We start from the raw sequence: 12,481 nt of genomic DNA, 5'->3' as shown, positions 1-12,481 counted from the left end.
GAGGCCCCCGGGCAGCCGTACGGGAGAAGGCTCAGGGGCCGAGGCCCGCCAGGAGGTGGTCGACGATCCGCTCGGCCAGGTCGGAGGAGTCGGCGTCCTCGGCGACGCCCTCGGTGCGGATGTACCACATGACGGTGCCGACCAGGTTGGCCATCGCGATGGGGACGTCGAGGCCGGCCCGCAGCTCGCCGGTGGCGACGCCGCGCCGCAGCAGGGCGGTGATCGCCGCCCTGCGCGGCTCGATGGTCGCCTGGCGGACGCGCTCCACCAGGCGGGGGTGCCTCTCGGCCTCGTTCATCGCGATGTTCATCACGCAGCGCCTGCGCGCGTCGCACGCGTCGTGCAGGAACACCCGCGCGTAGACGATCAGACCCTCGCGGACCGAGACGCCCTCGACCGGGGGCAGCGGCGTCTTGAGGGTGGCCAGGGCGTCGACGAGCAGGTCTTCCTTGTTCGACCAGCGCCGGTAGATCGTGGTCTTGCCGACCCCCGCGCGAGCCGCGATCGCCTCGATCGACAGCTCGGAGAGACCGACGCCCTCCCCGACCAGGTCGAGGGTCGCGTCGATGATGGCCTTCTCCGCCCTGGCGCTGCGGGGGCGGCCCGCGGGGCGGGGGCTCTGGGCCCCGGCCGCCTGAGTCTCGTCGGTGGTCGTCATGGCGTTCCTACACTACCGCCGGTTCCTTGTCCGGAGCGATCTCCTCCAGGGCGGGCGCCTTGGAGGGCTTGCCGGGCAGCCACCTGAACACCATCAGGGCTCCGGCCAGCGCGATGACCGCGGAGACGAGGGCGGTGACGTGCATGCCCTCGACGAAGGCGAGCTTGGCCGGTTCGATCAGCGCCGCGCCCCGGGCGCCGAGGCCCTGGGCCACGCCCAGCGTGCCGGTCAGCGACTCCCCCGCCAGGTGCCTGAGCTGGTCGGGCAGGCCGGTCAGGGTGGGGGCGATCTGGTCGCGGTAGGTGGCCGAGAGCAGCGAGCCGAGAAGCGCGACGCCGAGCGCGCCGGCCACCTGGCGGACGGTGTTGCTCATGGCCGAGCCGACGCCGGCCTTCTCGCGGGGAAGCGCCTCCATGATCGCGGTGGTCGCCGGGGGCATGATGTTGGCCATCGCCGCGCCCTGGACGAAGAACACGATCTCCAGCAGGACGATCGGGGTGTCGTGGTCCATCAGCGAGTAGGAGGCCAGCGCGGCGGCCACGACGATCATGCTGACGGTGGCGCTCAGCTTGCCGCCGAAGCGGGCGGCCATCTGCTGGCTCAGCGGCGCGAAGATCAGCTGCGCGGCGGCGAAGGGGATCATCAGGGCGCCCGCCTGCAGCGCGCTGAAGCCCAGCACGATCTGCAGGTAGAAGACCAGGAAGAACATCGCGCCCATCATCGCGAAGAACACGATGCCGATCATGCCGACCGCGGTGGCGAAGCGCGGGTCGCGGAAGTAGCGGACGTCGAAGGCCGGGTGCTCGATGCGGCGCTCGTACCAGACGAAGGCGGCGAGCACGACGATGCCGAGAATGGTCGGGACGAGCACCTCGGCGCTGGCGATCGTGGCCAGTTCCCCGCCCCGGATGATGCCGTAGGTGACGGCGACGAGGCCGACGATGGAGAGGACCACGCCGACCGGGTCGAGCCTGGAGGGCTTGGGGTCGCGCGACTCGGGCACGACCAGGCGGATGAGCACCATGCTGACCAGCACGATCGGCAGGTTGACCAGGAAGACCGAGCCCCACCAGAAGTGCTCGATGAGCAGGCCGCCGGTGATCGGGCCGATCGCGACGGCCAGGCCCACACCGCCGGCCCAGACGCCGATCGCCTTGCCGCGCTCCTGCGGGGGGAAGACGTTGGAGATGATCGCCAGCGTGGCCGGCATGATCGCGGCGCCGCCGATGCCCATGAACGCGCGGGCGACGATCAGCTGCGTGGGGTCCTGGGCGTAGGCGCTGGCCAGCGAGGCCAGGCCGAAGAGGACCATGCCGACCATGAGCATGCGCTTGCGCCCGGTGCGGTCGCCGATCACCCCGAAGGTGAACAGCAGGCCCGCGAACACGAGCGTGTAGGAGTTGATCGCCCATTCCAGCTGACTCTGGGTGGCCCCCAGGCCCACCTCGGGGTCGGCGATCGTCTTCAGTGCGACGTTGAGGATGGTGTTGTCGAGCACGACCGCCAGGAGGCTGAAGACCAGCACTCCCAGGATCTGCCACCGCCGGGGGTGACCGAGCTGTTGTTCCACGAAGGCCCCGTATTCGATACGCTTGTGTTTCGAAACACCACCGTAGCGCTGATCATTGCGATACGCAACCGTATCGTTTCGTATTTATCGCGACATGCCTCTCCCCCGGACACGCCCCCGATCGGGTACGGCCGAGGTCAGGCGGCCACCGGCACGGATTCCTCGACCGCGCTCGCGGTGCGCCGCCAGAACGGCAGGGCGACCAGCACCATCACCACGCCGACCAGGCCCGCGGTGGCGAAGGCCCAGCCGGGGCCGGGGCCGTCGATGATCACACCCGCGATGGGCGCCGCGGAACCGGCGCCGATCAGCAGCGCCGTGCCGTGCAGGCCCATCGCCTCGCCACGGGCCCCGGCGGGCACCCAGCGGGTCACGGTCTCGATCGTGGAGGAGAGCGCGGGGGCGCACAGCACCCCGGCCGGCAGCAGGGCCAGGACCAGCCAGTGCCAGTCGCCGCCGACCAGCCCGACGGGAATGGTGAGCACACCCATGGCACCGATCAGGATCAGCGGCGACACCCCACGGGGCAGCATGCCGTACACGAAACCGCCGATCAGCGAGTAGGCGCACCACAGGCCGATCGCCAGCCCGACCCACCCGGTGTCGCCGTCCCGCGTCATCGTCGCGACCAGGGACAGCTCGGTGGCGGCCAGGATGAAGGTCGCGGCGACGACCGTGCCGAGCAGCCCGAGCATGCCCGGGGTGAGCCACCGGCGCCGCGGGACCTTCACCACCGGCTCCTGGAGCTCCTCGTCCGAGCGGACGGGCGGGTTCAGCACGATCAGGGCCACCCCCGAGGCGACCAGGCCGACCGCGACGACGCCCATGGTGGGCACGCTGCCCAGGAGGGTCACCCCCGCGACCGCCAGGGCGGGACCGGCCATGTAGGACAGTTCCACGATCATGGAGTCGAGGGAGAAGCCCATCCTGCGCTGCTCGACCGGGACCAGCGCCGTGAGGCACTGCCTGATCACGCTGAACACCGGGAGGCTGAGCAGGCCCGCGGGCACCGAGGCCGCGAGCAGCACGGGGAACGGCATCGCCCACGCGGTGGACCAGAAGGCGAGCTGGGCGAGCGTGGTGACCACCAGCACCGGGCGCAGGCCGTGGCTGTCGACGAACCTCCCGGCCAGCGGCGAGCCGACCGCCATCCCCACCGTGCTCGCCATGGTCACCAGACCGGCCGCGGCGAAGCCGAGCTTAAGGCCGCTGGGGTCGACGACGTGCATCGTCAGCGTGATGGCGATCGCGGTCGAGGGGATGCGGGCGACCAGTCCCACCAGCAGCAACGACCGCACACCCGGGATCGCGAGCAGGCGACGGTAAGGTTCCAAAGCCATTGTGATTACTTACCTCCGCGAGCATTGTGCCGTACACCCGTAGCACTCCCGCCACCGGATTACCGCCCGAGGCCCCGCCTGCCGTCCACCGCCCGGACGTACCGGCCGCTCACGTTCCGTCACCGGACCGAGGGCACGTGCCGGGTGGACTAAAGGGATGAATGCGTGACATACCACCCGTACCCACCCATTGGATTACCACGCCGATCGGGTCTGTTGAACCTGTCGTACGCGTGCAATCATCGAAACCGTCCGGGGACGCCACAGGGGCGCCTCGAGACTTTCACTGGAGGTCCCATGTCCTCTTCCGTCACCAACCGGCCGACCTCTCTCTACGGCGGCCAGGCTGGACGAAGGATCACCGTGCGCGACGTCGCCGCCGCCAAGGAGCGCGGCGAGCGCTGGCCGATGGTCACCGCGTACGACGCGATGACCGCCAGGGTCTTCGACGAGGCCGGCATCCCCGTGCTGCTCGTCGGCGACTCGGCCGCCATGGTCGTGTACGGGTACGACTCGACGCTTCCCGTGTCGGTGGACGATCTCATGCCCCTGACGGCGGCCGTGGTCCGCGGCTCCTCCCGCGCGATGGTCGTGGCCGACCTGCCGTTCGGTTCCTACCAGTCCTCTCCCCAGCAGGCCCTGGAGACGGCCGCCCGCTTCATGAAGGAGGCCGGGGCCCACGCGGTCAAGCTCGAGGGCGGGCGGCGGGTGCTCCCCCAGGTCGAGGCCCTGGTCTCGGCCGGCATCCCGGTGATGGCCCACCTGGGCCTCACCCCCCAGTCGGTCAACGCGCTCGGCGGCTACCGCGTGCAGGGCCGCGGCCAGTCGGGCGACGAGCTGATGGCCGACGCCAAGGACCTGGAGTACGCCGGCGCGTTCTCGGTGGTCCTGGAGTGCGTCCCCACCGACCTGGCCGAGCGGGTCACCGCGTCCCTGTCGATCCCCACCATCGGCATCGGCGCCGGGCCCGGCACCGACGCGCAGGTCCTCGTCTGGCAGGACCTGATGGGCCTGACCGCCAGCCCCGCCAAGTTCGTCAAGAAGTACTTCGACCTCGCCCACGAGATGGACAGGGCCGTGCGCAGCTTCGCCGACGAGGTGTCGACCGGCGCCTTCCCCACCGCCGAGCACAGCTACCGCTGAACCGGCCGGCCCCCCGGTGCCGCTCCAGGAGAACCTGGCGGCACCGGGGCGGCCTGTATCAAAAGTCAGGCGAGCGTGGCGGGGTCGGTGTTGGCGCCGCACACGACGACGGCCACCCGCTCGCCGGGGGCCGGGACGTACACGCCGGACAGCAGGGCCGCGTACGCCGCGGCGCCCGCGTGCTCGGCGGCGATCCTGTGCTCCCGCCACAGCTCGCGCCGCGCCTCGACGATGGCCTCGTCGGGGACCAGGAGGCTCCGTACCCCCGCCGCGCTCGTGATCTCGTAGGCGAGCTCGCCCGCCCGGCTGGCGCCCAGCGCGTCGGCCCCCACGCCCGAGACCTCGACGCCGACCGGTCCGCCCGCCTCCAGGGCCCGGTGCAGGGTCGGGATGAGCTCGGGCTCGACGGCGACCACGCGGGCCCGGCCGCCGAGGGCGACGGTGATCCCGGCCACGAGCCCGCCCCCGCCGACCGCGACGACGACCGTGTCGACTCCCCCGGTCTGCTCCAGGACCTCCAGGCCGAGCGTGCCCTGCCCCGCCACCACCTCGGCCTGGTCGTAGGCGTGGACGTCCAGGGCACCGGTCTCGGCCGCGCGCTTGACCGAGGCCTCGTACGCGTCGGCGTAGACGGCTCCGACCTGGGTCACCCGCGCGCCCAGCGCGCGCAGCCCGGCGACCTTCACCGGGCTGGCCACCGTCGGCACGAAGATCTCCGCCCGGACGCCGAGATCGCGCGCCACGTACGCCACCGCCAAGCCGTGGTTGCCCCCGCTCGCCGCGATCAGCCCGGCCTCGGGGATCGCCTCCGAGGCCAGGGCGCGGTTGAAGCCCCCGCGCGCCTTGAACGACCCCGAGCGCTGCAGCCCCTCCAGTTTCAGGAACAGCCCCGGCGACACCTCGACCACCGGTGTGCGCAGGACGTGCCCTGCGATGCGCCCGGCGGCCCGCTCCACGTCCTCGATCGACACGCTCACGCGTGCTCCCTCCCCAGTAAACGACCCGGAAGTGATCCGGAGGCGATCCGGAAATCGTCCGGAGGCGGCCGTCCGGCCTCGCGGGCGGCCCCGCGCCGCAGTGTAGGAGACAACCCCGGGCCGCGCTCGCGACGGCGTCAGGCGAGCGCCTGCTCGAAGTCGGCCCACAGGTCCTCGACGTGCTCGATGCCGACCGCCACCCGCACGGTTCCCTCACCGATCCCGTGCCGGGCGAGCTCCTCGGCCGTCAGGGAGCGGTGGGAGGTGGTCGCGGGGTGCAGGATGAGCGTCTCGACACCGCCGAGGGACGGGGCCAGCAGGGCCAGTTTCACCGAGCTCATGAACCGCTCCCCCGCCTCCCGCCCGCCGGCCAGGTCGAAGGAGAAGACCCCCCCGAAGTCGGGCAGGAGCTTGGCCGCCAGGTCGTACGAGGGGTGCGAGGGCAGTCCGGGCCAGTGCACGACGGAGACGGCGGGGTGGGCGTCCAGGCGGGTGGCCAGCTCGCGGGTGTTGGAGCAGTGACGCTCCATCCGCAACGGCAGGGTCTGGATGCCGCGCAGGGTGAGCCAGGCTGCGAACGGGTCCGCGGTGGCGCCCAGCTTGGTGCTGAAGGACCACACCTTGCGGTACAGCTCCTCGGAGGCGAAGACGGCGATCCCGCCGAGCACGTCGGTGTGCCCGCTCAGGTACTTGGTCGTGGAGTGCACCACGATGTCGGCGCCGTGCTCGATCGGCCTGCACAGGATCGGGGAGGCGAAGGTGTTGTCGACCACCGAGACCAGCCCGGCCTCGCGGGCCGCGGCGCACATGCCCGGCAGGTCGGCGACCTGGGTCACCGGGTTGGCGATGGTCTCCAGGTAGACGAGCTTCGTCTCCGGCCGTACGGCCGCGCGCAGCGCCGCCGGGTCGTCCTCGGGGACGTAGGAGACCGAGATCCCGAACCGCGCCGCCAGGTCGTTGATCGTCGAGGCGGTGCCGCCGTAGAGCGGCTTCTGCGCGATCAGGTGGTCGCCGGGCTCCAGCAGCCCGAACAGTACGGAGTTGATGGCGCCCATCCCGGAGCCGGTCGCCACGGCGCCGACGCCGCCCTCCAGGCCGGCGACGGCCTCCTCCAGGGAGCGGACCGTCGGGTTCGACAGCCGCCCGTAGACGAAGGCCCCGTCCGGGCGGCCCATCCCGTCGGCGAAAACGGCCGGGTCGTCGAAGACGAACCCGGAGGTCTGGTAGAGCGGCACCGTGATGGGGTGGCTGCCGTTCAGAGGCGGTTGGGGCAGGTGGACGGTGCGGGTCTCCGGACGAAAATCAGTCATACGACAAGGATGTCCGTTTAACGAGCTGTTTGTCAGATCCAATCCGGCAAGATTGGCCTGCTTCCAGGGCCGGATCCGCTCAAAAGACCATCGGCGAGGCGGCGCGGCGACGCGGCCGAGGGCCCCGCCGAACGCTAGATGTCGGTGACGCGCAGGCCCGCGTGGGCCTTGTAGCGGCGGTTGATCGAGATGAGGTTGGCGGTCAGCGCCTCGACCTGGTGGGCGTTGCGCAGGCGGCCCGCGTACACGCCGCGCACGCCGGGGATGCGGGCAGCCAGCGCCTGGACGGTGTCGGTGGCCTCGCGGTCGTCACCCGCCACGAGCACGTCCAGGGTGATCTCCGCGACCTCGGGATCCAGCAGCAGGACGGCCGAGACGTGGTGGAAGGCGGCGACCACCCGGCTGTCGGGCAGGACGGCGGCCGCCTGCTGGGCGGCGCTGCCCTCCTCGACCGGCAGCGCGTAGGCGCCCTGCTTGTCGAAGCCGAGCGGGTTGACGCAGTCGACGACGATCTTCCCGGCCAGCTCGGAACGGAGGGACTCCAGCGTCGAGCGGTGCCCGTCCCAGGGGATGGCCACGATCACCACGTCGGCCTCGGCCGCCACGGTCGCGTTGTCGGCGCCGCGCACCGATCCGCCGACGCTCTCCGCCACCGCCTGAGCCCGTTCCGCGCTCCGCGAGCCGATCAGCACGGTGTGCCCGGCGAGGGCGAACCGCCGGGCCAGGCCCTTGCCCTGGTCGCCGGTCCCGCCCAGGATCCCGATCGAGACCTTGCTCACGTCCGGAATGTCAGTGCTCACTCGCCGCTCCTCATCGTCCCCGGTCGCTCAGGGCCGGACTCCGTCGACCATATCGCCTGTCCAGATCATCTCAGGGCCGTGTTTCCCTGATCGGCGCGGGGTGTCTGAGGCACGATGGTGCGATGGACGCTGGATCGGTGACGCTGCTGCGCGAGGTCCTGGCCTCGACCGGCTGGGTGGAACGGACCCGCGAGCTGGGCCTCGCCCTGCGCGCGACGCGCTCCCCCGGCGGGCTGCTGCTGGTCGGCACGCCCCGCGAGGAGCCCTGGCACCTGACCGCGCACCTGAGCGACGAGGCCAGGTTCTCCGGGATGCCCCAGCTCTCCCCGACGCTGGTCCGCTGGGCCCCGGCTCCCGGGGCGCCCGCGCACCTGCGGGTAGGGCTGGAGCGGATCGAGCGGGCCCGGCGGGGCGAGACGCTGTTCGTGGTGGCCGAGGAACGCGCCCCCGAGGCGCTGCTGGAACGGGTGAGCGACGCACGCAGGACCGGCACCACGATCCTGGCCCTGGACGGCGGCGACCCGGACCTGAAGGGTCTGGCCCACGACGCGCTGACCGTCCCGCAGCGGGCTCCGTTCTCCTTCGACGGGGCCCAGCACCTGGTGAGCATGGCCGCGGGCGAGATCGGCCGCCGTCCCGGCCTGCGTGACCGCCTGGCCAGGCTCCTGGACCGGATCAGCGGCCCCCAGGTCACCGACTAGGCCCTCGCCTCCCTCGCCGGCCACTCATCGACCGGCCCCTCGAACCACCGGCCCGCCACCCACCCGCCACTCGCCGACCAGACCCTCGAACCACCGACCGGCCACTCACCGACCGGATCTCACCGGGTCACCGGCCTGACCGGGCAACCGACCCGGTACGCCGGGTCGTCTACCTGACCGGGCAACCGACGGCCCGGTGCGGCTATGAGGCGTTCCAGCGCGCTCCGATCCGTCCCGACAGCTCCTCGGCCGCCTCCCTGAGCGCCGCGATGACCACGGCCTGCACCGGGTCGGGCTCACCCGAGCGGGTACGGCTGAGGCGGGTCACCGCGTCCAGCTTCCTGGCGCCCACGTTGGTGATGCCGGTGACGACGACCTCTCCCTCCGGGACGTCGAGCAGGGCCAGCGACGGCACGATCGCCACCCCGTGCCCCGCCGCGACCAGGGCGAGCGTGGGCGGGAACTCCTGGATCATGTGCACCCGGCGCGGGGTGAACCCGTGCAGGGCGGCGAGCCGCTCCAGGGCGTGGCCGCATGCCTGGTCGGGCGGCCCGGCGATCCAGGGCACCCCCGCCAGGTCCGCGACCTCCCGCGGGACCTCCGCCCAGCCCGGCGGGGCCACGATGCGGTACTCGTCCACGTAGAGGGAGTGGGAGGCGATGGACTGCTGCGCCGCGACGGTCGTGTCGCTCTTGTCGGCGTCCTGCTCGGTGAGGGCGAGGTCGACCCCGCCGAGACGGAGCTCCCGCAGCGCGGGCGCCCCGTACAGCTCCTGGATTCGCGGTGTGATCTGGGGGTGGCGCTCGGCCAGCCTGCCCAGCGCGGGCACCAGCAGGTGCCGGATGACCGTGGGGAAGGCGGCGATCGCCACCGGCCCGGCCAGCCGCTCGGTGAAGCGGATCAGCTCCCGCCTCGCCTCGCCCAGCTCCTCCTCGACGCGCTCGGCGTATCCGGCGAGGACCCGGCCCGCGGGGGTGAGGGCGACCCGGCGCTGCGACCTGTCGATGAGGGAGAGCCCGACCTCCCGCTCCAGGAGCGCGAGCTGCTGCGAGACCGCCGAGGCCGTCAGGTGGAGCGCCTCCGCCGCGCGCATGACACCGCCGCGACGGGCGACCTCGTGGAGCACCCGAAGCCGCCGGGGATCGATATCCATGCAGCTCAGCTTACGTGGATATTAAGAAAACTTTATTTGCCCTTCAGTGAGAGGAGTGGAAATCATGGGGGCATGAGCTTCTCCCCGTCGGACGCGTGATCCGGTGTCCCTCTTCGTCAACCTGCTCGGCTGGGCCGGCGCCGCCCTCATGCTGTACGGGTACGCCATGGTGTCAATGTCCAGAATGTCCGGCGACGGCCTGCCCTACCAGGTGATCAACCTCACCGGGGCGGTCGCCCTGATGGTCAACACGGCCTACCTCGCGGCCTGGCCCTCGGCGATCCTCAACGTCGTCTGGGGCGTGATCGGCCTCGTCGCGATCGCCAGGATGGCCGGGGCCCGCGCCAGGCGCAAGGAGGTGAGCGCACCGTGACCCGGCTGGTCGAGCTGAGCCACCGCATCACCGAGGGGATGACCACCTACCCCGGCGTCCCCGGACCCCGCCTGGGCGTGCACCTGAGCCGGGAGGCCTCGCGGGAGGTCTACGCCCCGGGCACGGAGTTCCACATCGGCAGCGTCGAGCTGGTCGCCAACACCGGCACCTACCTCGACACTCCCTACCACCGCTACCCGCAGGGACCCGACCTGTCGGAGGTGCCGCTGGAGTCGCTCGCCGACCTTCCCGGCCTGGTCGTACGGGCCGAGGGGGCGTCCTCGGTGGGGCTCGACCGGTTCGCCGGGCTGGACGTGCGCGGCCGGGCCGTGCTCCTGCACACCGGCTGGGACCGGCACTTCGGCACCGAGAAGTACTTCCACGGCCACCCCTACCTCGAACCGGAGGCGGCCCGCTGGCTCGCGGAGCGGGGGCCCGCGCTCGTCGGCATCGACAGCCTCAACATCGACGACACCCCGCCCCGCGGCGAGCGGCCCGCGCACACGCTGCTGCTCGGGGCGGGCATCCCGATCGTGGAGCACATGACGGGGCTGGCCGCGCTGCCCGGCAGCGGGTTCCGCCTCCACGCCGCGCCACCGCTGCTGGCCGGCCTGGGCACCTTCCCGGTCCGCGCGTACGCCGTCGTGGACGGCTAGCGACCCTCCCGGTCAGCACGCACACCGTCGTGGACGGCTAACGACCTTCCCCGTCCACGCGTACACCGTCGTGGACGACCGGCACCGGTCGGCACCGGCTCGCGGCCGGCCGGTGACCGGCAGGTGACCTCAGTCGTCCCCGTCCCAGGCGCGGTCGTTCTTCCTCCACTCCTCGTTCCGGTCGGCCGCGGTCTTCAGCGCGGCCGACGCGGCCTCCCGGGACGGGTAGGGGCCCATCCGGTCCTTGTTCGGGCATCCGTCGTCGGGTTCGACGGCCATGTGCGTCAGGCAGAACCACCATTGATCACTCATGCGGCAATACTGCCCAGTGAGAAGCACAACTAGACTGGGGGACCATGACCACACTGCTCCAGCCCGGGCGGATCTCTCCCATCCGCAAGGTGCCCTCTCACATCCAGCGGCCGGAGTACGTCGGGAAGAAGTCCCCGAAGACCGGGGAGGCCGACGTCAAGACCCCTGAGATCATCGAACGGATGCGGGTCGCGGGCAGGCTGGCGGCCCAGGCGCTCGAGGAGGTCGGCAGGCACGTGGCCCCCGGCGTCACCACCGACGAGCTCGACCGGATCGGCCACGAGTTCCTCTGCGACCACGGCGCCTATCCCAGCACGCTCGGCTACCGCGGATACCCCAAGTCGCTGTGCACCTCGATCAACGAGGTGATCTGCCACGGCATCCCGGACGACACCGTGCTGCGCGACGGCGACATCGTCAACGTCGACATCACCGCCTTCATCGGCGGCGTGCACGGCGACACCGACGCGACCTTCCTGGTCGGCGACGTCGACGAGGAGTCGCGCCTGCTGGTCGAGCGCACCCGCGAGGCCACCAACCGGGCCATCAAGGCCATCGCCCCCGGCCGCCAGCTCAACGTGGCCGGTCGTGTGATCGAGGCCTACGCCAAGCGGTTCGGCTACGGCGTGGTCCGCGACTTCACCGGCCACGGCATCGGCACCACGTTCCACTCGGGCCTGATCGTCCCCCACTACGACGACCCGTCACTGGCGGTCACGCTGGAGCCGGGCATGACGTTCACGATCGAGCCGATGCTGACGCTCGGCACCATCGACTACGACATCTGGTCCGACGGCTGGACCGCCGTCACCAAGGACCGCATGCGGACCGCCCAGTTCGAGCACACCATCCTGGTGACCGAGACCGGCCACGAGATCCTGACCCTTCCCTGAGCCCCGGCCCGCTCCGCGATCACGCTCATGACCTGGGAAGACCGCGACGTCCTGCCGACGGGCCGCTGATCCCGGCTAGTCCTGGCAGGACACCGCTCCGGTGACGGTGGTCCCCTCGCCGGGGACGCCGTTGACGCCCAGCGTGCCACCGAGCCGTTCGAGGTGGGCGCGCATGGCGGCGACGCCCCGGCCCCCCGCCTCCCCGAAGAAGCCGATGCCGTTGTCACTCACCGTCATGCGCAGGCCGCCCCTCCCGAAGGTGACGGCGACGGAGACGACCCGGGCGCCGCTGTGCCGCTCGACGTTGGACAGCGCCTCCCCGAGCGTGGCCAGCACGGCTCTGGCGACCACGGACGGGACGTCCTGGGCGGGCAGCGCCCAGATCTCGACGGCGATCCCGGTGCGCTCGGCCCATTCGGTGAGATGCTCTTCAAGCGCCTGGGCCAGGCTCCGGCCCTCGCGTACGCGCACTTCTTTGGACACAGGCTCAACCTTCCTGATGCACATTGCAGCCACCGGCCCCCCGACCGGATGTGTGACTGGGCGTGGCGCGCGGTCGAAAAAGCGCTGCACCCGCTGCGGTGAGCACGAGCCC

General features: G+C 71.7%; 14 protein-coding genes. 5 read left to right on the top strand and 9 right to left on the bottom strand.

The window, feature by feature from the left end; genetic code table 11:
• Positions 1–31 precede the first annotated feature (31 nt).
• The 3 genes from ACFYWM_RS15030 to ACFYWM_RS15020 all read right to left on the bottom strand — a co-directional run bounded on the left by ACFYWM_RS15030 (position 32) and on the right by ACFYWM_RS15020 (position 3,568).
• On the bottom strand, positions 32–658 hold the full coding sequence (locus ACFYWM_RS15030; RefSeq protein WP_389914230.1) for a TetR/AcrR family transcriptional regulator: 627 nt from the start codon (positions 656–658) through the stop codon (positions 32–34).
• 7 nt (positions 659–665) lie between these two features.
• Positions 666–2,228, bottom strand: a complete 1,563-nt coding sequence (locus ACFYWM_RS15025) for an MFS transporter (protein ID WP_389914228.1) — start codon at positions 2,226–2,228, stop codon at positions 666–668.
• 137 nt (positions 2,229–2,365) lie between these two features.
• The gene (locus tag ACFYWM_RS15020) at positions 2,366–3,568 is read right to left on the bottom strand and encodes an MFS transporter (RefSeq protein WP_389914225.1); all 1,203 of its coding nucleotides are present in this window, start codon (positions 3,566–3,568) and stop codon (positions 2,366–2,368) included.
• 297 nt (positions 3,569–3,865) lie between these two features.
• On the opposite strand from ACFYWM_RS15020, the gene panB reads away from it, so the two are divergent.
• On the top strand, positions 3,866–4,711 hold the full coding sequence (gene panB / locus ACFYWM_RS15015; protein WP_350970736.1) for a 3-methyl-2-oxobutanoate hydroxymethyltransferase: 846 nt from the start codon (positions 3,866–3,868) through the stop codon (positions 4,709–4,711).
• A gap of 65 nt (positions 4,712–4,776) precedes the next feature.
• Here panB and ACFYWM_RS15010 read toward each other — a convergent pair whose 3' ends face one another.
• The 3 genes from ACFYWM_RS15010 to npdG form a co-directional block, all read right to left on the bottom strand.
• Positions 4,777–5,688, bottom strand: a complete 912-nt coding sequence (locus tag ACFYWM_RS15010) for a threonine/serine dehydratase (RefSeq protein ID WP_389914222.1) — start codon at positions 5,686–5,688, stop codon at positions 4,777–4,779.
• Positions 5,689–5,825: 137 nt separating this feature from the next.
• Entirely contained in the window at positions 5,826–6,998 is a 1,173-nt protein-coding gene (locus tag ACFYWM_RS15005) for a trans-sulfuration enzyme family protein (protein ID WP_389914219.1), read from the bottom strand.
• Between the two features lie 134 nt (positions 6,999–7,132).
• Entirely contained in the window at positions 7,133–7,798 is a 666-nt protein-coding gene (gene npdG, locus ACFYWM_RS15000; protein ID WP_389914216.1) for an NADPH-dependent F420 reductase, read from the bottom strand.
• A gap of 122 nt (positions 7,799–7,920) precedes the next feature.
• On the opposite strand from npdG, the gene ACFYWM_RS14995 reads away from it, so the two are divergent.
• On the top strand, positions 7,921–8,499 hold the full coding sequence (locus ACFYWM_RS14995; protein WP_389914214.1) for a hypothetical protein: 579 nt from the start codon (positions 7,921–7,923) through the stop codon (positions 8,497–8,499).
• A 202-nt stretch (positions 8,500–8,701) separates the two neighbouring features.
• Here ACFYWM_RS14995 and ACFYWM_RS14990 read toward each other — a convergent pair whose 3' ends face one another.
• Positions 8,702–9,652, bottom strand: a complete 951-nt coding sequence (locus ACFYWM_RS14990; protein ID WP_389914211.1) for a LysR family transcriptional regulator — start codon at positions 9,650–9,652, stop codon at positions 8,702–8,704.
• Positions 9,653–9,755: 103 nt separating this feature from the next.
• Between ACFYWM_RS14990 and ACFYWM_RS14985 the strand changes: the two genes are divergently transcribed.
• Both ACFYWM_RS14985 and ACFYWM_RS14980 read left to right on the top strand, forming a co-directional pair.
• On the top strand, positions 9,756–10,025 hold the full coding sequence (locus ACFYWM_RS14985; RefSeq protein ID WP_389914208.1) for a hypothetical protein: 270 nt from the start codon (positions 9,756–9,758) through the stop codon (positions 10,023–10,025).
• Positions 10,022–10,681, top strand: coding sequence for a cyclase family protein (locus ACFYWM_RS14980; protein ID WP_389914205.1), 660 nt, complete (start codon positions 10,022–10,024; stop codon positions 10,679–10,681). Before ACFYWM_RS14985 ends, ACFYWM_RS14980 begins: the two co-directional genes overlap by 4 nt.
• Before the next feature lie 129 nt (positions 10,682–10,810).
• Here ACFYWM_RS14980 and ACFYWM_RS14975 read toward each other — a convergent pair whose 3' ends face one another.
• Positions 10,811–10,993, bottom strand: a complete 183-nt coding sequence (locus ACFYWM_RS14975; protein ID WP_389914203.1) for a hypothetical protein — start codon at positions 10,991–10,993, stop codon at positions 10,811–10,813.
• A 44-nt stretch (positions 10,994–11,037) separates the two neighbouring features.
• Between ACFYWM_RS14975 and map the strand changes: the two genes are divergently transcribed.
• Positions 11,038–11,886, top strand: a complete 849-nt coding sequence (gene map, locus ACFYWM_RS14970; protein WP_389914200.1) for a type I methionyl aminopeptidase — start codon at positions 11,038–11,040, stop codon at positions 11,884–11,886.
• 75 nt (positions 11,887–11,961) lie between these two features.
• Here map and ACFYWM_RS14965 read toward each other — a convergent pair whose 3' ends face one another.
• Entirely contained in the window at positions 11,962–12,369 is a 408-nt protein-coding gene (locus tag ACFYWM_RS14965) for a sensor histidine kinase (protein WP_389914197.1), read from the bottom strand.
• Between the last annotated feature and the right edge of the window lie 112 nt (positions 12,370–12,481).

It is taken from the genome of Streptosporangium sp. NPDC002721 (genome assembly GCF_042888905.1).
Taxonomy (GTDB): domain Bacteria; phylum Actinomycetota; class Actinomycetes; order Streptosporangiales; family Streptosporangiaceae; genus Streptosporangium.
The sequence above is the reverse complement of the archived record's forward strand: the minus strand, read 5'-3'. Positions and strand labels throughout refer to the sequence as shown.